General features: G+C 46.2%; 18 protein-coding genes. 13 read left to right on the top strand and 5 right to left on the bottom strand.

Features of this window, described 5'->3' with window-relative positions; genetic code table 11:
- Positions 1-144: 144 nt before the first annotated feature.
- Complete coding sequence (locus A6049_RS07070) at positions 145-2,001, bottom strand: alkaline phosphatase (protein WP_205411994.1); 1,857 nt, start codon at positions 1,999-2,001, stop codon at positions 145-147.
- Positions 2,002-2,382: 381 nt separating this feature from the next.
- On the opposite strand from A6049_RS07070, the gene A6049_RS07065 reads away from it, so the two are divergent.
- The 8 genes from A6049_RS07065 to A6049_RS07030 all read left to right on the top strand — a co-directional run bounded on the left by A6049_RS07065 (position 2,383) and on the right by A6049_RS07030 (position 11,492).
- Positions 2,383-3,699: a hemolysin family protein gene (locus A6049_RS07065; protein ID WP_063563949.1), complete on the top strand. Its 1,317-nt coding sequence runs from the start codon at positions 2,383-2,385 to the stop codon at positions 3,697-3,699.
- A gap of 158 nt (positions 3,700-3,857) precedes the next feature.
- The gene (locus A6049_RS07060) at positions 3,858-4,766 is read left to right on the top strand and encodes an ArsR/SmtB family transcription factor (RefSeq protein WP_240321325.1); all 909 of its coding nucleotides are present in this window, start codon (positions 3,858-3,860) and stop codon (positions 4,764-4,766) included.
- Positions 4,767-5,088: 322 nt separating this feature from the next.
- Positions 5,089-6,813, top strand: coding sequence for an ABC transporter substrate-binding protein (locus A6049_RS07055; RefSeq protein WP_063563947.1), 1,725 nt, complete (start codon positions 5,089-5,091; stop codon positions 6,811-6,813).
- Between the two features lie 101 nt (positions 6,814-6,914).
- A complete protein-coding gene (locus A6049_RS07050; protein WP_063563946.1) occupies positions 6,915-7,871 on the top strand; it encodes an ABC transporter permease in 957 nt (318 codons plus the stop codon).
- A gap of 12 nt (positions 7,872-7,883) precedes the next feature.
- The gene (gene opp4C, locus A6049_RS07045; RefSeq protein WP_063563945.1) at positions 7,884-8,825 is read left to right on the top strand and encodes an oligopeptide ABC transporter permease; all 942 of its coding nucleotides are present in this window, start codon (positions 7,884-7,886) and stop codon (positions 8,823-8,825) included.
- Between the two features lie 9 nt (positions 8,826-8,834).
- Positions 8,835-9,818 carry an ABC transporter ATP-binding protein gene (locus A6049_RS07040; protein ID WP_063563944.1) on the top strand — a complete coding sequence of 328 codons (984 nt, stop codon included), beginning with the start codon at positions 8,835-8,837 and terminating at the stop codon, positions 9,816-9,818.
- The gene (locus A6049_RS07035) at positions 9,811-10,776 is read left to right on the top strand and encodes an ABC transporter ATP-binding protein (protein ID WP_063563943.1); all 966 of its coding nucleotides are present in this window, start codon (positions 9,811-9,813) and stop codon (positions 10,774-10,776) included. The genes A6049_RS07040 and A6049_RS07035 overlap by 8 nt, the downstream gene beginning before the upstream one ends.
- 224 nt (positions 10,777-11,000) lie before the next feature.
- Positions 11,001-11,492, top strand: a complete 492-nt coding sequence (locus tag A6049_RS07030; protein ID WP_063563942.1) for a hypothetical protein — start codon at positions 11,001-11,003, stop codon at positions 11,490-11,492.
- Between the two features lies 1 nt (position 11,493).
- Here A6049_RS07030 and A6049_RS07025 read toward each other — a convergent pair whose 3' ends face one another.
- The 4 genes from A6049_RS07025 to A6049_RS07010 all read right to left on the bottom strand — a co-directional run bounded on the left by A6049_RS07025 (position 11,494) and on the right by A6049_RS07010 (position 15,791).
- Positions 11,494-12,462, bottom strand: coding sequence for a hypothetical protein (locus tag A6049_RS07025; RefSeq protein WP_063563941.1), 969 nt, complete (start codon positions 12,460-12,462; stop codon positions 11,494-11,496).
- Positions 12,440-13,030 carry an RNA polymerase sigma factor gene (locus A6049_RS07020; protein WP_063563940.1) on the bottom strand — a complete coding sequence of 197 codons (591 nt, stop codon included), beginning with the start codon at positions 13,028-13,030 and terminating at the stop codon, positions 12,440-12,442. The genes A6049_RS07025 and A6049_RS07020 overlap by 23 nt, the downstream gene beginning before the upstream one ends.
- A 213-nt stretch (positions 13,031-13,243) precedes the next feature.
- Entirely contained in the window at positions 13,244-14,476 is a 1,233-nt protein-coding gene (locus A6049_RS07015) for an aminopeptidase (RefSeq protein ID WP_063563939.1), read from the bottom strand.
- Between the two features lie 82 nt (positions 14,477-14,558).
- The gene (locus A6049_RS07010) at positions 14,559-15,791 is read right to left on the bottom strand and encodes an aminopeptidase (protein ID WP_063563938.1); all 1,233 of its coding nucleotides are present in this window, start codon (positions 15,789-15,791) and stop codon (positions 14,559-14,561) included.
- 214 nt (positions 15,792-16,005) lie between these two features.
- Here A6049_RS07010 and A6049_RS07005 point away from each other — a divergent pair, with 214 nt between their 5' ends.
- The 5 genes from A6049_RS07005 (at position 16,006) to A6049_RS06985 (ending at position 23,028) form a co-directional block, all read left to right on the top strand.
- Positions 16,006-16,272, top strand: a complete 267-nt coding sequence (locus A6049_RS07005; RefSeq protein ID WP_079696002.1) for a hypothetical protein — start codon at positions 16,006-16,008, stop codon at positions 16,270-16,272.
- A 184-nt stretch (positions 16,273-16,456) separates the two neighbouring features.
- A complete protein-coding gene (locus A6049_RS07000) occupies positions 16,457-17,266 on the top strand; it encodes an MBL fold metallo-hydrolase (RefSeq protein ID WP_063563937.1) in 810 nt (269 codons plus the stop codon).
- Positions 17,267-17,480: 214 nt separating this feature from the next.
- Complete coding sequence (locus tag A6049_RS06995) at positions 17,481-18,491, top strand: aldose 1-epimerase (RefSeq protein WP_063563936.1); 1,011 nt, start codon at positions 17,481-17,483, stop codon at positions 18,489-18,491.
- Positions 18,492-18,715: 224 nt separating this feature from the next.
- Complete coding sequence (fumC, locus tag A6049_RS06990; RefSeq protein ID WP_063563935.1) at positions 18,716-20,104, top strand: class II fumarate hydratase; 1,389 nt, start codon at positions 18,716-18,718, stop codon at positions 20,102-20,104.
- 179 nt (positions 20,105-20,283) lie between these two features.
- Positions 20,284-23,028, top strand: coding sequence for a CHASE3 domain-containing protein (locus A6049_RS06985; RefSeq protein WP_063563934.1), 2,745 nt, complete (start codon positions 20,284-20,286; stop codon positions 23,026-23,028).
- Positions 23,029-23,065 lie beyond the last annotated feature (37 nt).

Below are 23,065 nucleotides of genomic sequence, written 5' to 3'. Positions count from 1 at the left end.
AGAGAATAAATCAGTAGAAGCAGTAGAGCAAAGCGTTAAGTAAACGTGCTAGCTAATCCTCATTATCCATAAAATCATGAAAAAAGAGTATCCCGCCATGCCTGAGCATGAGCTAGGATACTCTTTTGTTAGTTCACCGTTGTGCTACTTGGACGCATCCAACTTCAATGCAGTTACCATCTTACGGAACACATCCGTATTATCGAGATAGCCGGAGAACAGACGGGACCCTGGTCCCGAGGCATTGATTGGCACATCGTCGAATGTGTGGACTTCCTGGCCTTCATCATGAGGCAAGTTACCCGTGTAGTGAACACCGTCCGGATCTTTGTCCGGGTTAGCGATATACCATGTTTTGTCTTTGACGTTAGGGTCCTGAATGGTAGGGCTGATTGGTACCGGATTAGCAAGATAGTCCTCGTTGTTATCCGGCATATTGCCCCAGCCGACAGCAATCTTCCACTCGGAATCCGGATTATCCGGGAAGCCATCTCCGTTTGCATCCACATACGTCGGGAACTTGGAATCAGCATATGTGCCGATCAATTCACGGAGTTCGTCGCCCGATTTACCTTTGGCGGCTTCCGTGTTATACGTTCCGTTGAGGGTAAGGGAATGACCATGGTCGGATGTGACGATAACGAGCGTATCCGGGTGTTTCTTCGCATATTCCTTAACCCGACCAACCGTTTGATCGAATTCAATTGCATCCCATACGGAACGTTCAAAATCCATCGTGTGAGCCTGTTTATCAATTGATGCACCTTCGACCATCAGGAAAAATCCGTTCTTGTTCTGTTCCAGCACCTGAAGGGCTGTGTCGGTCATTTCCATCAACGTTGGCTGATCGGTATCCTTGCCCACAATTTCTGCATTGTTAGGTTGAGTATACTCCCGGTCATAATATACGTTCATGTTGCCTTTGCGGAATAATCCAAGCAATGATTTGGTAGAGGCAGACTTGTCCAGATTCGTTGCATCTGTAACATAGGTATATCCTTCTTTTTTGAACTCCTCCACAATATTGCGTCCATCTTTGCGTTTTCCGCCGTCAGCTGCTGGAAGGAACCACTCCAGTCCACCGCCCAGAATTACATCCGGTCGATTGGCTTCATTCAGATACATGCCGGCGATCGCTTCTTGCTCTCCGCGCTTACGTGTATGTACAGCCATCGCAGCAGGTGTCGCATCTGTCACATCCGCAGTCGTTACAAGGCCGGTAGCCATGCCACGTGTCCGTTTCACCAGCTCAACGATGTTTTCCACCTTCGGATCGTCAAAAGGGTCTGGTGTATTGTCTGGGTAGACACCCTCGGCATTTACAGCTGTTTTGTGGCCGGTTGCATAAGCGGAAGCACTATTGGCGGAATCGGTGACGATGGAATCCATGCCAGACGTGGTGACCATGCCCATGGCATCCATTTGTTCCATCTCCAGCCAACCCTTGAATTTGCCTTCGTTAATACCCTTGGATACAACACGTGCGGCGGTACGAATATTGGCACTCATGCCATCGCCGATCATCAGAACGACATTTTTGGCTTGCTCACCGTTTGTCAATGTGGCTGTGTCTTTGGAAGGATCGAACACTTGGTATACGACCCGTGAATATGTACGCTTGCCTGTAGCAGTCGTTTCGGCGGTTACCACGATGGAATCGCTCTCTTTGAAGGCAACATCCCGTATGGTGTATTCTGTACTCAGGTCGGTGCTGGTTGTCCATGTTCCGGACTTGCCGAAGTATTTGTCCGGTGACAAACCATTAACCTGGATTTTAATGTCTTTCGAATTCAGCTTGGCACCGTTCAGCTCAACCCGGAAATCCAGCTTTTGGCCTGCGAGAATCTGAGCACGGTCGATAGGTAAAATGGTAAATGCGGCCGGGGCCGTCTGTAGCTGGGCAGATACGGGTTCAGCATGGACCTGCCAGGGCACTGCTGTGATCGCAACAGCCGCGCTGAGTAGTAGAGCATTCCATTTCATAGCATGATGGCTTTTCAATGTACATACCTCCGGAATCAAAAATTGTTGTTCTATTTGGAAGTATATCGCTGAAAGATTAACTGAGCGTAAGAGAAAAGTTAAACCGTACGCAAGAAGATGCATATATTTGTTAGTAAAACGTAAAAAAAACTGCGCATTCGGTACATTTGTTAACGAAATAGCCTGTATGCATCATTTCGTTGTCATAGGACACGGATTGACTGTGTAGTGTAGAATTATATAATAAAAGAAGCATATCCTTGTTAATCGACAGAAGAAGGTGGAGGTGAACGCATTGGGAAGTTGAAACTGCATATGAGCGGCAGAATGGCAAATATCCTACATTTTCGAAGGAGGTGGACCTATTTGCCGAAGAATGACGGCGAATAGGATGATAATTTGAGTGACCCCTTACCGAGTATATTAAATTTATTTTTAATTGCTTTGCTTGTATTGATGAATGGTTTCTTTGTCTCGGCAGAATTCGCGATGGTCAAAGTTCGTGGTAGCCGGATTGAAGCTTTGGTGGAAACAGGTAATAAAAATGCGATTTATGCTTCCAATATTGTACGCAACATGGATGCTTATCTATCCGCGTGTCAATTGGGCATAACGCTTGCTTCACTTGGACTCGGTTGGCTGGGAGAGCCAGCGATTGCTCACCTGTTAGAGCCCATGTTTACTGCATTTGGAATGGGTCCGGTATACGTACACGGTATTTCCATTGCGATTGCTTTTGTTATTATCACGATTTTGCATATTGTACTCGGGGAACTTGCTCCCAAGACGATGGCCATCCGCAAATCAGAGACGATCACGTTATGGTCTGCGGCGTTGCTTACGTTCTTTTACAAATTAATGTATCCCTTTATATGGGCATTGAATGGTATGGCGAACAGCCTGCTGAGAGTGTTTCGCATGGCACCGGCCTCGGAGCATGACTCAGCGCATAGTGAAGATGAAATACGCATTCTGATGAAAGAAAGCAATAAGAGCGGTTTAATTGACAATACTGAATTGGCACTTGTTGATAATATATTTGATTTTACGGCAACAACCGCCCGTGAAATTATGATTCCGCGGACGGAAATGATCTGCCTGAATGCCAATCAGTCCATGCTGGAAAATCTGGAAATTGCCAGTGAAAGCATGCGTACCCGTTATCCGGTTTATAACGGTGACAAAGACCATATTATCGGTTTTATTCACATTAAAGACCTGATGCGATCTCAGCTTACAGATACCATCTCGGTGATTCGGCCGATTCTCGCAGTACCCGATTCCACTCCCATCAGTGACCTGCTCAAGCGGATGCAACGTAGCAAGACACAGATTGCCATCCTGATTGATGAGTACGGAGGAACCTCCGGCCTTGTAACGCTTGAAGACATCATGGAAGAGATTGTGGGCGAGATTCAGGACGAATTTGACCAAGAGCGTCCATCAATTGAGAAAGTGGATGAGATGGAATATTCCATTGACGGCCTCATGCTGATTGAAGAGGTTAGTGAACGCTTTGGACTGGATATGGACCGGGCGGATTATGATACGATTGGCGGCTGGTTATACTCCAGAGTAGAGGCCATCCCACCAGAAGTGGGGCAATCGGTAGAGTATGGTGGATATGTCTTTGTTATTCAAGAGACCGAACATAAGCGGATTTCACGTGTGAATGTGATTAAGCTGGAACTGATGGTTGAAGGCGAAGGAGCCTGATTCAAGGTATTATTTCTGGAGACAGGAGATCCGGTCTATTGAGAAGCCGTACGGTGGAATATTTCACTGTGCGGCTTTTTGTTTACCCTATAATCGTAGCATGCACGGCTGTATACAGGGTATAATGGAACGACTTTGCAAGATAGGAGAGGTTGAGATTGAGCTATCGCATTGAGGTTGGATTTACGCCTGTATTTGAATTCATGGCTAGCTTGCATACATATATTTGCCGAAAATCGCATAAAAAGATTGATTTATCTATAGCCTGGGCGCAAGAAACAGAAGGACAGCTAACTCCTGAGCTTGCTGCTGTCTTGCAAAATATAAACGTGGATGATGATTGGAAATGGATGTATTTACTTGTCTGTTTGCAAGTGGAAGCCGAGGAGCCGGAGGATTTTATTGAATGGTTCAGCCAACGAACAGTGCCTGAACTCCATGACATTTTTAGTCAGTACAGCTTCCCGTATACAGATGATATCGCTGCTTTCCAGACTAAGATGACCTATGTCTTAACCGGGTGGAATGAGCAATATTTTCGCTTGCTTGATCCCATAATCTTACAACATCTGCGCCAGGAGGTTCTGAACCGCAAGGAACAGTTAAGTCAATCTCCTCAGAAAGAGGTACTCGACGATGCGACCAACGGGTTGATGTTCCGGGACATGAAGGGGCTGGAGAGACTGCTGCTTGTACCACAATTTCATTTTCAGCCGCTAAATGTCATCCTGCATTTTGGGGATACTCTGCTGTGCCACTATTCCTCCAGATTGTATATGGGAGACCATGAGTATATTCCGACCCATCATTTGCGTGTGATTCGCAGCTTGGGAGAGAAGAATAGATTGAAAATCATGCGTTTTCTGCATCAGGGACCGCGTTCGTTCATAGAAATTGTTCGTCACTTGAAGCTCTCCAAAGGAATTACTCATGACCATCTTTCCAAGCTTCGTGGAGCAGGGTTGGTCTATGCTCATTTTGAAGGAGAGAGCCTGGTTGAGTATTCACTTCGTCTTCATGCACTGGAGCAAATTTTACCGAATGTGATGAATTATTTGGAACAATAACGTTTATCAAAATGTGGTTTTTAGAAAAAAAGTATTCCTCTGATACAGCCGTATGTTTGTTGTGGCCGAACTGAAATTTATTCAGGAAATCCGCGCAAAACATACGGCTATTTTATCGCTTTAAAGTGGATATTAATGGGTTTAATATAAATATTTTTTTGTGGTTCTCTATTTACAGAACCGAATGCGGTTCTTATAATAGGGCTTATCGAACTTATACCTTACTAATTTCATAGGAATTATATATATTCTGGATTATTTCGGGAATTAGGAACGGCTGAGCGAGAAAAATATGGATCATTTATGAATTGGGGAGGATTTTATGAGAGTGAAAGGTTTATCTGTGGCATCGTTAATTATCAGTAGTGCAATTGTGTTATCGGCATGTGCTGGAGGTGGGGGAGCAGAGACCACTACTGCTGGAAGCGGGACAACGAATCCGGGTACACAAGCCACTCCGGTTTCAGCAGCACTGGATGCACCATTTCAGGCGACGGACTTGAATCAATTACCTGAGACGGCAAAAAAACGGACGGATACGGTGATTGTGGGACTTACGGATCCCAGCGGGGCTTTCACACCGTACTTCCATCAGAGCGGATATGATGGCAACGTTGCTTCATTGCTTTTTGCTTCGCTTGTGACCGTAGATGAGAAGGGATTGCCTGTTCCTGATCTCGCTGAAAGCTGGGATGTGTCCGACGATCAGCGTACATACACGTTTCATCTGAGAAAAGATTCCAAGTTCAGTGACGGCTCCGCGCTCACCGCAGATGATATTGCTTTTACATGGACCATTCTGCATGACAAGTCGTATGACGGTGGATTCGATATTTTCTCCACCAAGGTGAAAGGCGGCAAAGCGTATACTGAAGGAAAGGCAGATCACATTGAGGGTATTAAGGTCATTGATCCGTTAACGATCTCGGTCACGCTGGAACAACCTAACGCAACTGCTTTGCTTACATTGGGCTCAGAGGTGTTATCCAAAGCCTACTACGGCAAAGACTATCAATTCGGCAAGCTCGAATACATTAAAAATCTTCATGCAACACCTGTAGGCAATGGTCCTTATAAACTCGAAAAGTTCATTCCGGGTCAGGAAGTACGATTCGTTGCCAACGAATTCTACTACAAGGGCAAACCGAAAACCGAGCACTTCATATATAAAACATCGGAAGGAGACACCTGGCAGTTTATTGAGACCGGAGAGATCGACTTCACTTCGTTCACGGCTACCCAGGAGAATATTGATAAGCTGAAAAATATCCCATACCTCAACCTTCTGCCTTACACACCAAGTACATACGGATATTTACAGCTCAATCTGGAACATGAACAGCTTCAGGAAAAAGAAGTACGGCAAGCCATTACCTATGGCCTGGATCGTCAGTCCATCTATGTGGACGCCAACCAAGGGGCAGGCTCTGTTGCCAACATCCCGACTTCACCTATTTCCTGGTCTTATACGGAAGAAGGTATTAATCCATACGCCTATGATCCGGACAAAGCCAATCAATTGCTGGACGAAGCAGGCTGGGTGCCTGGAGCGGATGGCATCCGTGAGAAAAACGGGAAGAAGTTATCTCTTCATTTCCTCGGAACGAAAAGTCCGGCGACAGATATCTTCATTGCTGTAGCCAAAGAAAACTTTGAAGCGATTGGCGTGCAGTTCCAGCCTGAAGTCTTCGCGGATTTCAACTCACTTGTCTCCAAAGTGGAGGGCGGCGATTACGACGTGGCTTCCTTCTCCACACCGATGCTAACGGATCCTTCAGACGGGGTACTGCAATTTGTGGATGGTGAGCTGAAAGGGTACGACAATCCCAAAGTGAAAGAGCTTTACAACAAAGGTCTGGCTACAACAGACATTGAGGAGCGCAAGGCAGTATACAAAGAGCTGTACCAGTTGCTCAACGATGAGCTGCCTGTCATTTTCACTAGTTACAAAAAAACAGTCTATGCCTATAACGGTCGGATCGATGGGCTCTCTGTCAGTCCATACCGCGGGATTGCAACCAGCTTGCCGGAATGGTCTCTGAAATAAGCGGTGGTATGAATCAAGAAACATCCATTCCGAAATAAACAAAACGTCCCTTGTGTTTGCGATGTCGCAGATGCAGGGGACGCATTGATAAGGAGCCTGATATGAGCACTTACATTGTGAAACGGATGACATACATGGTTCTTATTTTGCTGGCCGCTTCCGTTCTGATTTTCAGCCTGTATGCACTTACTCCTGGAGATTATATCTCCAGCAACATTAAGCTGAGTCCTGAGCGCAAGGCCGAACTGCGCGAATTATACGGACTGGACAAGCCCGTTATCGAACGGTATCTCATCTGGATGAAAAATGCTGTACACGGGGACTTCGGATATTCATTGGCACAACAAAAGCCAGTGCTCTCGCTGTTCAACGAATATATCTGGAATTCATTCCTGTTAGCTGCGGTGACTACGTTCCTGACCTGGTTTATCGCGGTTATTATCGGTGTGATCGCTGCCTATAAGCAGTACTCGTGGTTCGATACCTTCGTGATGATAGGCATATTTGCAGCCATGTCCGTGCCATCCTTCTTTATCGGATTGTTTTTGATTAAACTGCTGGCGGTTGACTTAAAATGGTTGCCTCCAGGCGGCATGATGACTACAGGAAGTAATGCCACCGGTCTGGCCTATGTCAAAGAGGTGATTCAGCACATGACCTTGCCTGTAATTGTCATGACCCTGCTTGGGGTAGGCTCACTTACCCGTTACTTCCGAAGCAACATGATTGATGTGATCAAGCAGGATTATATTCGAACAGCGCGAGCCAAGGGTTTAAAAGAAAGCAAAGTGTTGTATACCCATGCCTTGCGCAATGCTCTTTTACCTGCAATTACACTGATTGGATTCGAGCTGCCGTCCTTATTCGGCGGTTCACTGATTATTGAGAAAATATTCAGCTGGCCCGGTATCGGCCAGTTATATATGCAGTCCTTCTCACTGCGTGATTATCCGCTGCTGATGGGCTTTACCATGTTTATCGCCATCCTGACCGTCATTGGAACGCTACTGTCTGATGTGCTCTATCACATCGCAGATCCGCGTGTCCGTTTGCAATAGGGGGCTATGAAAATGACAATCTCTTCATCGTCTGTAACGAGAAATGCCGCAGAAGCTGCCTTACCTTTAAAGGTTCCTACCAAGTCTTCTTTATGGAAATTGTCGCTCCGAAGACTGCTCAAGAACAAACTTGCCGTTGGCGGATTCATCGTGGTTTTGTTGATGTTTGTGGCTTGTTTCATTGGACCGCTGTTCTCACCTTATACCGATAACAAGATCAATATGGCGGCGATGAAACAAGGTCCAGGCATTCATCATTGGCTTGGTACAGATGCGCTTGGTAGGGATGTGCTTACCCGTGTGCTGATGGCTGGTCGTATCTCGCTCACTGTTGGTTTGGCTTCCATGGTTCTATCCGTATTTATCGGCTCCTTGCTTGGAGCCATCGCCGGATATTATCGTGGCATTGTTGATCAGGTCATTATGCGGATTGCCGACTTGCTGCTTACGATTCCGGGATTGCCGCTGCTGTTCATTTTCGGCGCGTTGTTATCGGATTGGAAAGTTCCACCGGATTCCAGAATGTATATCGTCATGCTGATGCTCAGCTTTGTCAACTGGCCCGGTATGGCCCGAATGGTACGGGGACAGATGTTAAGCTTGCGGGAGCGTGAATTCATGCAGGCTGCTGTTGTTCTTGGCTTGCGTGACCGTCGCAAACTGTTTCACCATCTTCTGCCCAATATTGTCCCGCTGCTCATCGTCATGGCGACTCTGAATATCGGTGGGTCCATTCTAAGCGAGTCAGTACTCAGCTTTTTTGGACTCGGTGTCATGCCGCCAACGCCTACATGGGGCAATATGATCGATGCGGCCAACAACATGATTGATTTTCAACAGCATCCGTGGTTATGGATTCCACCAGGGCTGTCCATTTTCGTGACCGTTATTGCGATTAACATTTTTGGTGATGGTCTTCGAGATGTATTAGATCCCAAACAGAAGAGAAGGTGAGCACGCCTCATGCAAAATATGATTGAAATTGAACAACTTGAAACTCATTTTTACTCAGAAGAAGGCAATGTCAAAGCCGTGGACGGCGTAAGCCTGAATGTACGTGAAGGCGAGACGGTGTGCATCGTTGGTGAATCAGGTTGCGGCAAAAGTGTAACCGCCATGTCGATTATGGGATTGATTGAAGAACCGGCTGGCAAGGTAGTAGGAGGTGTGATCCGTTTTGATGGACGGGATCTGCTCCGTGAAAGTAAATCTTCGCTGCGTGCCATCCGGGGCAATGACATCTCCATGATTTTTCAGGAACCGATGTCCTCGTTGAATCCCGTGCTGAAGATCGGTGAGCAATTAATGGAGCCGCTGATTGTACACTTGAAAATGAGTAAAAAGCAGGCTCGTGCCAGAGCGGTTGAGCTGATTGCCGAAGTTGGTATTTCACGACCGGAACAGATTGCAAACAGCTATCCGCACGAACTGAGTGGAGGTATGCTGCAGCGCATTATGATTGCCATTGCCATCTCATGTAACCCGAAACTGTTAATCGCGGATGAACCAACCACCGCACTGGATGTGACCATTCAAGCGCAGATATTGGATATGTTACAACATATCAAGTCCCAGTCAGGAACCTCCATTCTGATGATCACGCATGACCTTGGCGTTGTAGCCGAAATGGCGGATTATGTCGTTGTAATGTATGCAGGCAAAGTGGTGGAAGAGGGGGAAGTTGTGCAATTGTTCGAGTCTCCCAAACATCCATATACCCAGGGATTGCTTCGCTCCAAGCCGATTATCAATCAACGACAGGACGAATTGTATTCGATACCCGGACATGTACCTGATCCACTATCCTTAAAAGATTCCTGTCATTTTGCTGATCGTTGTGAGCACTGTATGTCGATATGCACCACGCAAATGCCTACGCTGAAGCAGCTTGGGCCCGGACAGAAGGCTGCATGCTGGCTGTATGAGGAGGCGTTGAGTCATGTATGAACCTCTATTGGAAATCGAACATCTCAAAACCTATTTTCCTGTGCGCAAAGGCTTATTGAATCGTACAGTAGCCCATGTGAAAGCAGTCGATGATATCAGCATCACAATCCATGAAGGCGAGACGTTTGGATTAGTGGGTGAATCCGGAAGTGGCAAGAGCACCGTTGGAAGAACGATCGTGCGCTTAACGGAAAAAACGGAAGGACAGATTCGTTTTCAAGGTGTTGACTTGCATCAGTTATCTATGCAGGAAGTGCGGAAGATCCGTCCGCAGCTTCAACTTATTTTCCAGGACCCCTACAGTTCACTGAACCCGCGCATTCGCATTGGTGATGCGATCGGGGAGGCTGTATTGGATCACGGGTTGGCTACCGCAAGCGAGGTTCGTGATCTCGTCAAGGAGGTACTCGGAGCCTGCGGATTGTCATCTTATCATATTGATCGTTTTCCCCATGAGTTCTCTGGTGGTCAGCGACAACGGATTGGGATTGCGCGAGCTTTGATCTTAAATCCGAAACTGATTATCGCAGATGAACCGGTATCAGCACTGGACGTGTCTATTCAGGCTCAGATTATCAACCTGTTCAGACGACTTCAGCAAGAGCGTGGCCTTGCTTACTTGTTTATTTCGCATGATCTGAGTGTGGTGGAACATCTGTGTGACCGCATTGGAGTGATGTATCTGGGCTCCATGGTCGAGACGGCCTCCAGAGATGAGTTATTCGGCAATCCACTGCATCCGTATACGAAAGCCTTGCTATCAGCTGTACCTGTGCCGATTCCCAAATTGAAACGGGAACGAATTGTGCTTAAAGGGGATATCCCCAGTCCGGTGAATCCGCCAACTGGATGCAAGTTCCATACACGTTGTCCATGGGCAGAAGATATCTGCAAGCAGCAAATTCCAGCGTATCGGAACGTTGGAGCGGATCATTTTGTAGCCTGTCATTTGGTCTGAGGCATGTGAGAATAATTTCATATCAACGTTATCTTATGGATACGGAATGGAATTATTTAGGTTTCATCCATTCAGTATGTATTTACCCGATGATGCATCAGAGAACCAAAAGACGCTGCCGACATGTAAGTCGGAGCGTCTTTTATTTTTTTGAAACCTTCTAACCACTACATCCGTTTAATACTTACACAAAATCAAATTTGGAAAATGAAGGGTGGATACATATGCGGAAAATAAGAATAACGTCCATGTTAAAAGTCATGATTGTTGCAGCACTATCGGCACCCATAATTCTTGCTATACCAACCGCCGGGGTAGCTGTCGCCAGTCCAAGTATCCAGCCTCACGCGCTTACTCCACCACCACCGCCCTTGGAACCAAGTGTTAATATGTTGTCTTCCCCCAATTATATTTATCAGGCAGACGGGACGGTTACACCTGGAGGCGGGCTGACTGCGGTTGTAAATACAACAACAACGACCTTCTCGGAAATGAAATCGCTGCAAGTCGATTATCGACTTGAGCGCTGGACGGGATCGGCCTGGATACTCTATCAATCCGGTTCCAAGAAGAAATCGCAAACGCAGACCCTGAATGCCCAATCGAACTGGACCGTTATAACCGGATATTACTATCGGGTTGTCAGTCTTCATACGGCCAACGATGGGGTCAAACCTGAGACGACAACACATATTTCAAACAACGTATTATTTTAATTTATTTTTGAGTACTACCTGGAAATTTTTGTTCCTGCAGGTCATTGGCAATGGCAATCATCTCTTCTTCCGAGACGGTTCCGAATAAGCTCATGTTGACAGAACCCATCATCCATTGAAAGGTATTATAGGGGGGGCCGAGGTACATAAATGCATCGCTGCCATCAGCCAATTTGACGATACTTGTTTCGCGTAGCATGGGCCCCTCAATGACCTGACCAGGCGAAACATAGGCATAATCAAACTGAATGACTTCTTCTTCACCATTTTTGCCTTCGCCGCTATAACGAACCCTCATTCGTTGAGATTCGTAATAATCTTCCGGATTGACGGGATTAAGGGTATCCAGCATGAGCTCAAATTTGATCTTTGTAAACCGCTCGGGAATCGCTTTTGATAACAAAAAATCACCCATAAATCCCGAGCGTGCTATTTCCTTGGTTACAACAACAGCTTCAAGTAAATGTGATGTCTCATAGAAGGGGAGAACAATATCTTCATCCTCTTCTGGATCGTCTCCAGAATAGAATTTGGGAGCTTCATTAACTCCTCGTTCAGGAGGTGGAGGTGTCTTGGCTGTCGAAGGATCAGCACCCAAATGAGTAGTACGATCCTCAATAACAATGGATTTCATGCCATTGCCCCAGTCCTTGATTGATTGTACAAAAGGGGAGACGGCTTGCGTCCCGGTTGGCATACTGAAGATGACGGCGCCGATGGTCACGGACGCAGCAACAATAACAGATAAACGTATGGTGCGCATTCTTTTCTTGCGTACGCCAACCCGGTCAATCTCCTTTTGAACTTGGAGCCAGGATTGGCGCATGGATTCGGTGTTGGAAGCAGGGGTGGCAGATACAGCCTGATGGAAGGCTTCGTCAAAAGCCATATCAAACGCGGCATCGAAAAAATCGTCTTCCAGCTCTGAATCGAATGAATCAATATGCTTATCGGACTTGCCTTTGCTCAATGCTTCCACCCCATTCCTTATGTAATTTCTTCTTGATACTTCCGCGGGCTCTGAACAAACGTTGCTTCACAATTTCTTCGGATGTATCAAGCAGATCGGCCATTTCCCGATAGGAAAGACCCTCTTTCCAGCGCAGCTCCACGAGTACACGGTATTCCGGCTTAAGCTGTTCCAGATAGAACTCGATGGATTCCTGCATCATTTGAGTCTCCACCGTGCTCTCCACGGAAGCTGCAGTCTGATTAATTGTCTCCATATCTATAAAAACACTATCCGTATCCAGTTGGTTACGGTTATTTTTATTTTTTCTCAGATAATTAATGGCGGTATTCCGTGTGACAACCTTCAGCCAGGCTTTCAGCTTGACTTCGTTGTCAAAGAGAGGTTTGTTTTTAATGATTTTGATAAAAGCTTCCTGAATGATATCTTCTGCTGCAGCACGTTCTTTGATGATGTAAACGATGAGACCATGTACCATATTATAGTATTCGTAGTACACTTCTTCTTGAAGCTGAGGGCCCAAATTATGGAAATCTGAGGCTAAGAGTAATTGGAGCCGATTGGCCATGATGTTCTCCTTTCTGGTGAACAATCCACAAACATTGGTATCATTTCATTTTACAACATTATATGGAAGCGATACAATGGGAGGTTAGTCCGACAGAAGCAGAAAAAGTATAGCCGAAATAGAGAGAGGCCGCCTCACTAACCAGTAAATTATGGTTAGTAGGGCAGCCTCTATGTGTTATTTAATAATCGTAGAATAACAGATACAAATGGCTTAGAAAGCCCAATCGCCGTTCAGGAAGATGGCTTCACGCTTGTCATTCGCTGTAACACCGTAAATGTTCGTTTCCGGCGATCCCATCATGAAGTCCACATGTGTAATGCTGGAGTTCATGCCGCGAGCTGCAAGCTCTTCGGTTGACATGGTTTTGCCACCATCGATATTGAAAGCATAGGAACTGCCGATAGCGAGGTGACAAGATGCATTCTCATCATATAGCGTTGTGTAATAGAGAATACCACTTTCCGAGATTGGAGAATGGAAGGGCACCAAAGCGACTTCACCGAGATAATGCGAACCTTCATCCATTTTAATGAGTCTTTCAAGGGTATCTTGACCTTCTTCGGCGTGGAAATCAATGATGCGTCCGTTCTCAAATGTAAGGGAGAAGCGATCAATGATACTTCCGCCATAACTGAGTGGTTTGGTACTAGACACTTTACCGTTTACCCCATATTTAGCCGGCGCGGTGAATACTTCCTCTGTCGGAATGTTGGCGACAAAACGTGTACCTTGTTCGTTAATGCTGCCAGCCTGCGCCCAAATGTGCCCTTCAGGAAGCTCAACCGTAAGGTCGGTTCCCGGTGAGACAAAATGAAGAGCTTTGTATTTTTTGCTGTTCAGGGCAACTGCTTTGTGCTCCAAACGCTCAATATGCTGCTCCCAAGCCGCTACAGGATCTTCGAGATCAGCTCTTACAGCAGCAAAAATGGCTTCCCAGAGCTGTTTCATCTGCTCGGCAGGGGGAAGGTCAGGGAAGACTTTGGCGGCCCAATCCGGCGAAGGACAGGCTACTCCTGTCCAGCTCATTTTGTCCGCCTGCTGATACTGACGGTATTTGGACATCGCCTGTCCGTATGTACGCTGATGGGTGGAAATGCGTTCTGGATCGATGCCTTTTAGCAGGTCTGGGCTGGATGACAATATGGTCAAGAACGCAGCATTGTTCGCTGCCAGCTCCTCAAGTTCAGCGGCATGCCATTTCGGTGCATCTTGGAAAGAGTCCTCAGGCGCCATTTCAAAGCGCAGCCGATTGACAGTTTCGTCTCCATATTTGACGATGACTTTCTTTGCTCCGGCCTCGTAGCCTTTACGCACCAACAAACGCACGAATTCAGCTGTATCAATCATCGCGCTGATAACGAAGATTTGTCCGGGCTGAACGTTGGCTCCAACTTTTACAGCCAGTTCAGCATAACGATCCAGTTTTTGTTCAAAACTCAACATATCAAGTTCCTCCATATCATGAATGCCCCGCATACGCAGGAAAAGAGAGGAGTGACCCTCTCTCTCATTTACATCGTCTAAATTAGAAAGCCCAGTTGCCTTGCAGGAAGATTGGCTCTTCGCTGCCTTCGGAAGTGACACCGTGAATGTTCATTTCTCCTGATCCAATCATGAAATCCACATGAGTGAGACTGGAGTTCATGCCATGGCTGATCAATTCATCCTTGGACATCGTTTTGCCGCCTTCCAGACAGAAGGCATAGGCGTTACCGATAGCCAGATGGTTGGATGCATTTTCATCAAAGAGGGTGTTGTAGAACAAAATATTCGTATCCGAAATTGGTGATTGATGTGGAACGAGAGCTACCTCGCCCAGATAATGTGCGCCTTCATCCATTTCAATCAAGCTTTTCAATGAATCAAGTCCTTGTTCAGCAGTATAATCGACAATTCGACCATTTTCGAAAGTGATGGAGAAGCCGTCGATCAGATTGCCACCATAACTCAGTGGCTTAGTGCTGCGAACTGTACCGTTAACTCCGGTTTTCAGTGGAGCGGTGAACACTTCCTCTGTAGGCATATTGGCAACGAAGACGTGTCCCTGCTCATTAATGCTTCCACCGGATACCCACAGATGACCTTCAGGAAGCTCGATCGTCAAGTCTGTGCCAGGGGCAGTATAGTGAAGTTTTTTGTATTTCTTCTCGTTAAGCAGATCAGCACGGGAGTCGAGATTCAGCAAATGTGTTTTCCATTCAGCGACAGCATCCTGCTCACCAATGCGAACGGTTTTGAAGATGACATCCCACAACTTATCAATTTGCTGCTCAGCCGGAAGATCAGGGAATACTTTGGCTGCCCACTCAGGGGAAGGAACTGCCACAATGGACCAGCTGAATTTGTCTGCCATCTGATAGGAACGATATTTCTCCATCGCTTTACCGCGAACTTTCTGACTAGTCACGATGCGTTCTTGAGGAACACCGGCAAGCAGGTCCGGATTTTCTGCAATAACATGCAGAATGGCGGCACCTTCTTCTACGAGTTCAGTCATTTCCCCTGCAAACCATTTTGGTTCAATGGAGAAGGATTCCTCTGGTGCGAGATCATAGTGAAGACGTGTAATTACCTCATCACTCCAGTTTACTTTGACCAACTTGGCACCTGTGCCATAAGCGGCTTTGACGATCAGGCGCACAAAATGTGCTGCGGAAATGGGTGCGTTTACGACGAGCGTCTGCCCAGGATGGACATTGACACCCACTTTGACTGCCAGTTCGGCATATTGTTGTAAATTCGTTTCAAAATTGTTCATGCTATTTGTTCCTCCTGTTTGGTATAATGTCGTAGCTGTTTGTTATTATAGTCCTCATTACAGGTATGTAAGGAGTCAGTAAGGTTCCCTCATTGAATAAGGTATACGTTGCTACGATATATATTGTACAATTAACCAATAATAATTACCAAACTAGGTTTACCATAAATTGTGGAGACCTGCAACTGAAGAGAGATTAAAGGAGAGAACGATTGTGAATATTGAGATTATTCGTGCAGAGATGCGTCGTGAAGATGAGAAGAATTATGTAGGAAATACGGTTTTTCGTGCAGAAGGCGAAAAGTCAGTTTATGAGATTACGTTTATGAGCAAGAACGGCAAGGATTGGGACTATAGTCTGCATTTCACTGAACAATCCGGTGATGAAGATGAATTGCTGCGTATGGACGAGCTGCTTGAAAACGATGATGATATGTACAATCAACTGCTTGATGCGGCACTGGATGCTTACCCGGCATAATAGGACCGAGAGGTTCTTGTTCTAATATGGAATGTAGCTGATTATACTAGACGGTGTATGCCTGAAACAGGGCGTCCACCGTCTATTTTATTGGGAATAAGGAATAGTTACTCCAGAAAAGGGAAGTCTATGACAGATGAATGGAACCAGAGAGACAATCCGCCTGAATGGGAGGTAACCGTGAATGGCATCTGACAATCTGATTACATCAGGAATGACGGGACTTGAAGAAGTCGCGCACGATATCCTCAGTCTGCGTACACTGTTCGTTAATGTTGTGTTCATCGGGGAGCCTGGAAGCAGGAACTGGGTGCTCGTGGACACTGGAATGGCCAGTTTCACTGATCAGATTCTTCATGTTGCAACTGAACGCTTTCCTGGTCCACCGTCTGCGATTATTTTGACACATGGTCATTTTGATCATGTAGGGACCGTCATCGAACTCGAACAATTCTGGGGTGTCCCGGTGTATGCACACCCACTGGAACTGCCTTATTTGACAGGTGTGAAAGATTACCCTCCGGCGGACCCTACTGTAGGTGGCGGTTTGATGGCACGGCTGTCATTTGCTTATCCTAATGAAGCTATTAATCTCGATGATCGGATATTCAGTCTGCCGGATGATCATTCAATTCCAGGTGTTTCTGGATGGGAATGGCTGCATACTCCCGGTCACACACCGGGCCATGTATCGCTATTTCGAAAAGAAGACCGTATCCTGATTGCGGGAGACGCGATCGTCACTGTAAAACAGGAATCGCTCTGGAGTGTGCTGCTTCAGGACAAACAGTTGCACGGTCCACCTGCCTATTTCACGACGGATTGGCAAGCGACTCATCGATCAGTTCAGCTTATTCGACGACTGGAGCCCATAGTTGCTGTTACCGGGCATGGTCATTCCTTAACCGGAGAAATGCTGAGAGATTCGCTGGAGCGACTCGATCTTGATTTTGAACAGACCGCCGTTCCGGATCACGGCAAATATGTGGATTAATAGAGCCGATGCCATACATGGGTATTCCATTGAAATCAGGAATGATTTCAGTACGGCAACATAAGGGGATGGAGACAGCCACGGAGCATCGTAGCTGTCTTTTTTGTCGTTCTATCATGAATTTGTTCTCTATCATAGATTGGTATTTTGTGCGCGGTCATGATATAGTCGAGCCGTATAATATAACCTTAGTATGCAGGAGGTACATATAACGATGACACAGCAAAATGCAGCTTTCGAAGAACAATTTGGAGGTATACCAGCCGTCTGGCTTCGTTTTAATCAATTCGAAGCAGCTGTTATTCCGAGCGTGGGTGCCAACCTTGTTGCTTTCCGTGATACAGAGCAGGGATTCCGTTATTTGCGTGAGCCAGACCAGGAACATATGGACGAGTTTATGGCTGCACCTGCCGTTTACGGTATACCGATTCTTTCTCCACCAAATCGCTATGAGGATGGTCGATTCCCTTGGAACGGCGAAGTCTATCAACTACCTATAAACGAACCAGCTACAGGCAACCATCTGCATGGATTTCTGCATGATGCCGAGTGGAAGGTTGAGGGCTACGGATCTAACGAGCTAGAGAGTTATGTTTTGCTTAGTCAGGAAGTGAAAGAAGGACATGTGTTCTACAAATACCTGCCATTCACCTTTACAGTGACACTCCGTTATTCGCTGAGTAGTCTGGGACTTCAGCAGCAATTGAATGTCCGCAATAACGGGAAGGAACGTATGCCGAATTTGTTCGCATTCCATACAGCCATTAGCGTACCTTTTGCACCTGAAAGCCATGCATCCGATTACACGGCCAAAATAACGATTGGTCAGCGTCGTGAATTAAATGAACGTTCTTTGCCTACGGGACAATTTCAACCGCTTACACCAGAGGAAGAGCAATTAAAGGGTGAGGGTGTTAGTCCGTTTTTTGCAGCCATGGACAACCATTACACTGCAGAACCGCAGAATGGGCGAAACTATATGGAGCTTACCGATCATCGTACCGGTGACAAGTTGGTATACGATGTAGGCACGTCATACAAGCACTGGATGATCTGGAATAACAATATGACTGGCGGATTCTTCTGTCCTGAGCCACAGATGAACCTGGTTAATGCCCCGAATGTACAAGGCATTCCTGCTGAAGAGATCGGTCTGATTGGTCTTGAGCCGGGCGAATTATTTGAGCAAACCAGCCGTCTTTATCCGATTAAACCGCAAAAATAAATACTCGGACATTTTGCGTCACGCTTACATTTTTGTCGAAAAGGTGAAAACCGGTCAGGCAATCATGTATAATATGACAAGATACACAAGCTTTGCTCATAAAAGCATTTTGCATAAAGCCCAAAGTTAATTTTGGAATCAACAGATGCAAGATGCTGTGAAGAAAAGAATGTATACGTATTTTTGTAGAGACCCAAACCATCTTTTTGGAGGAGGAAAAGCAAGTGGAATACCGCATTGAGAGAGATACGTTAGGTGAAATGAAAGTACCAGCCGACAGGCTGTGGGGAGCTCAAACGCAGCGCAGCAAGGAGAACTTTCCGATCGGTCGCGAGCATATGCCGATGGAAGTTGTACGTGCTCTTGCCATTTTGAAAAAAAGTGCTGCTGCCAGTAACCATAAATTGGGTAAATTGTCCGCTGCCAAATCGGATGCAATCGCTTATGCTGCTGATGAAATTATTGCAGGCCGGATTGATGATCATTTCCCGCTCGTGGTATGGCAGACGGGTAGCGGAACACAGTCCAACATGAACGTAAACGAGGTCATTGCCAATCTGGGTAACCAGTTGCTGGAACAAAAGGGCAAGGAAGAACGTCTGCATCCGAATGATGATGTGAACATGTCCCAGAGCTCCAATGATACATTCCCAACGGCTCTGCATGTTGCAGGTGTACTTGCTGTTGAAGATCAGCTCTTGCCGGCAATCGCGGTGCTAAAAGCCACTTTTGCAGACAAATCGGAAAAATTCAAAGATATTATCAAAATTGGACGTACCCATCTTCAAGATGCAACGCCAATTACACTCGGTCAGGAGATCAGCGGCTGGGAAGCGATGCTCGATAAGAGTGAACGCATGATCCGGGATAGTGTTAATTATATGAAAGAACTCGCAATTGGTGGTACAGCTGTAGGAACCGGAATTAATGCACATCCTGACTTTGGTGATTATACAGCCAAAGAAATTGGCAAGCATACCGGCAAGGATTTTGTATCCGCGCCAAACAAATTCCACGCGCTTACAAGTCATGATGAAGTGGTCTACGCTCACGGTGCAGTTAAAGCGCTTGCAGCTGACTTAATGAAAATAGCCAATGATGTTCGCTGGCTGGCTAGTGGCCCACGAAGTGGTCTGGGAGAGATTCGTATTCCAGAGAACGAACCGGGCAGTTCCATTATGCCGGGTAAAGTGAATCCAACCCAGAGCGAAGCGATGACCATGGTGGTTACGCAAGTGATGGGGAACGATGCGGCGATTGGCTTCGCGGCAAGTCAGGGTAACTTCGAGTTGAATGTGTTCAAACCGGTTATTATCTATAACTTCCTGCAATCTGTTCAGCTTCTCGCTGATTCCATCGTTGCATTCAATGATAAATGTGCGGTGGGTATTGAGCCTAACCTCAGTCAGATTGAACATAATCTGAATAACTCGCTTATGCTGGTTACCGCTCTTAATCCGCACATCGGTTATGAGAATGCAGCCAAAATTGCCAAGCTTGCACATAAGGAAGGACTGTCTCTGAAAGAAGCAACATTGCAGACAGGTCTACTTACAGAAGAGCAATTCGATCAGTATGTTGATCCAGCGAAAATGATTGCTCCGAAAGCCTAATCAATCATTATCATGCGAACTTCATTCTAATAAACAAGCGACCTGCATCCGCAGGTCGTTTTTTAGCTCATGAGGTTTCGTGAACTAATACTTGTCAGTCTATACGTATACATATAAACTACATATGCGACTGTTTTTTTAATCAATCGGAATTGTTTATTTCATTGGAGGTTTCTGCGTTGTCGAAAAAGAGAAGATTCACGATACGCTCCAAAATTCTATTGGGCTATCTAGTGGTTGTGTTGTTATTTGGTGCTGTTTTGCTGGTGTTATCTGCCCAAATTGATGCATCGCAGAAGGAAATCGATTTTATCAGCCACCACGACCTGGAAGTGCATAACCTGACCAACGCAATTGAGAAAAATGTTCTGAATATGGAAACAGGACAGCGGGGATTCATGATTACTGGGGAAGAAAGTTATTTGGAGCCATACACCCAAGCGATGACCCAATGGAACTCCAATTATGCCCAACTGTATGAGCTGGTTAGCGATAACCCATCCCAGCAGAAGAGCCTGGAGAACATCAAATCACATATTGTCCGCTGGATTGATGTTGCCGGAACAGCCTCGGTAGCCCTAAAAAGACAAGGGGATCAGGAGAAAGTTATTGATTTTTTCCATTCCGATCCGGGTAAAAGCGAAATTGATCTGTTACGGTCCCAGTTTGAAACCTTCCGCAACACAGAGATGGGCCTCACGGAGAGTCGGGTGACCGAGCTCGCCGAACGAAGCTCCACACTGCTTACAATTATGTACACCTTATGGGCTGTCGTTGCTGGACTATCTGTTGCCGCAGCGCTTGTCATTTCGGGTAATATCGTCAAAACCCTGCGTGAAGTCAAACAAACCATCACTGACATATCCCAAGGCGGCAATCTTACACAGCGTATTGTTGTCCGAACGCATGATGAAGTCGGTGATTTGGGCCAAGAGACCAATGTATTGCTGGACACGGTACAGGAACAGAATCGACTTAAGGATCAGGTCGCCAACATCGCCACGCTCCTACAGAACCCTACGAGCCTGGAGGGACTGTCACGCTTGTTCCTAAACCAGGTCGCGATCCTGTTGGAAGCCCCTTATGGCGTGTTATATGCGATGAAAGAGAATCGTCTCATTCGTGTAGCTGCGTATGCAGCAGATGGCGAGAAAGAGCGTTCCCTTGGTAAAGTGTCCGTTGCACCGGGTGAGGGATTAGTTGGTCAGAGTGCAATTGAGAAGCGGGTTCTGCAAATGAACGACTTGCCTCAAAATTATATTCGTATCTCATCGGGTCTTGGTGATGCGTCAGCTGCATCACTCACGGTAGCCCCTGTGGTATTTGAAGGTAAAACGATAGCTGTAATCGAACTGGCTTCCATGAAGCCAATCGAACCTAAGGAAACAAAGCTGCTAACCGAACTGATCGAAATCTTCGGGGTGTCGCTTCATTCCACCGTCACACGCATGGAATTACAGCATTTGTATGATGAATCCCAGGTACTGAATGAAGAATTGCAGACACAATCAGAGAAATTGCAGGCACAGACCGAAGAGATGGTGTCTCAGACGGAAGAGTTACATATGCAGACAGAAGAACTGCACATGTTGAACGAGCGTCTGGAACTGCAGAAAAATGCGGCTGAGACCTCTGCCAGTGAACTTGCAGAAGTAGCGGATCAGTTACGGACAAGCTCTGGTTACAAATCTGAGTTCCTGGCGAATATGTCGCATGAACTGCGTACTCCGCTGAACAGTATGCTGATTCTGTCCGAGATTTTGGCTGAGAACAAGCATCAGCACTTAAACAGTGAAGAACAGAAATATGCTTCGGTGATCCATGCATCAGGCAAGGACCTGTTGAATCTGATTAACGATATTCTCGATCTTTCCAAAGTGGAGGCCGGGGAGATGGAAGTGGACTTGGATGATGTCTATCTTGGAAGCCTGCCCGAAGCGATGAATCAATATTTCCTGAAAACGGCTGAGCAAAAAGGAATTGATTTCCGTATTCAGCTTCAAAGCCCTCTGCCGGAAACGATTTTTTCCGACGAGATGCGGTTACATCAGATTCTGAGAAATTTGCTTTCCAACGCATTCAAATTCACCAATGAAGGAGAAGTGGCCTTAACTATTTCCAGAGTGAGTCTGTCCAATCCTGAAGGGAACGGAGCAGAGACGGATGTTATAGCTTTCTCGGTTAGTGATACCGGAATTGGTATTTCGGAGAACAAACTGCTGCAGATCTTTGATGCGTTCAAACAGGCCGATGGAGCCACAGCTCGAAAATACGGTGGAACCGGACTGGGACTGTCGATCTCTCAATCCCTTGCCAATCTGTTGGGAGGATCAATCTCGGCAACGAGCCGCGAAGGACAAGGAAGTGTCTTCACCCTATTCCTCCCGCTTAGAAGGGAAGAGCCTGAGGTTATGCAGAACTCCAGATTGTTCTTGAATGAGGTTGCTGTGACTGCTCCTGAAATAAACAGTGCTTCAGGAATGAATTCAACCAAAATCGAGATGTTGCTGACTCCACTTGAAGAATCATTATTGAATGGTCGTCAGGTTCTCGTTGTCGATGATGATATTCGAAATGTTTATGCCTTGGCAAATGCCCTTGAGCAGTATGACATGAAAGTGATAACAGCTCAGAATGGCTACGAGTGTCTGGAGATGTTAGAGAGCGGAGAAGCGAATCCAGATATTATCTTGATGGATATCATGATGCCAGAGTTGGATGGGTATGAGACCACTCGCCAGATCCGTGATAGATTGAATCTCAAGAAGCTCCCTATTATTGCTTTGACTGCCAAAGCCATGAAAGAAGATCGTGATAAATGTATCGCGGCAGGAGCTTCGGATTATATTAGCAAACCGCTCAATATGAAAGAGGTACTCTCCCGCATGAAATTATGGCTGAGTCATGAAACATTGGGTATCTGATCTTTTCCGTTTGAAATTCAACAGTATTAACTCAAAA

The sequence above is a fragment of the Paenibacillus sp. O199 genome (assembly GCF_001636635.1).
GTDB classification, from domain to species: Bacteria; Bacillota; Bacilli; order Paenibacillales; family Paenibacillaceae; genus Paenibacillus; species Paenibacillus marchantiae.
The sequence above is the reverse complement of the archived record's forward strand: the minus strand, read 5'-3'. Positions and strand labels throughout refer to the sequence as shown.

Bases quoted from the DNA above. Each gene is read 5' to 3' on its own strand.
- A6049_RS07020 (WP_063563940.1), bottom strand. From the start codon at position 13,030: ATGGCCAATCGGCTCCAATTACTCTTAGCCTCAGATTTCCATAATTTG.
- A6049_RS07055 (WP_063563947.1), top strand. From the start codon at position 5,089: ATGAGAGTGAAAGGTTTATCTGTGGCATCGTTAATTATCAGTAGTGCA.
- A6049_RS06995 (WP_063563936.1), top strand. From the start codon at position 17,481: ATGACACAGCAAAATGCAGCTTTCGAAGAACAATTTGGAGGTATACCA.
- A6049_RS07030 (WP_063563942.1), top strand. From the start codon at position 11,001: ATGCGGAAAATAAGAATAACGTCCATGTTAAAAGTCATGATTGTTGCA.
- A6049_RS07000 (WP_063563937.1), top strand. From the start codon at position 16,457: ATGGCATCTGACAATCTGATTACATCAGGAATGACGGGACTTGAAGAA.
- A6049_RS07010 (WP_063563938.1), bottom strand. From the start codon at position 15,791: ATGAACAATTTTGAAACGAATTTACAACAATATGCCGAACTGGCAGTC.
- A6049_RS07015 (WP_063563939.1), bottom strand. From the start codon at position 14,476: ATGTTGAGTTTTGAACAAAAACTGGATCGTTATGCTGAACTGGCTGTA.
- A6049_RS07035 (WP_063563943.1), top strand. From the start codon at position 9,811: ATGTATGAACCTCTATTGGAAATCGAACATCTCAAAACCTATTTTCCT.
- A6049_RS07050 (WP_063563946.1), top strand. From the start codon at position 6,915: ATGAGCACTTACATTGTGAAACGGATGACATACATGGTTCTTATTTTG.
- A6049_RS07040 (WP_063563944.1), top strand. From the start codon at position 8,835: ATGCAAAATATGATTGAAATTGAACAACTTGAAACTCATTTTTACTCA.
- opp4C (WP_063563945.1), top strand. From the start codon at position 7,884: ATGACAATCTCTTCATCGTCTGTAACGAGAAATGCCGCAGAAGCTGCC.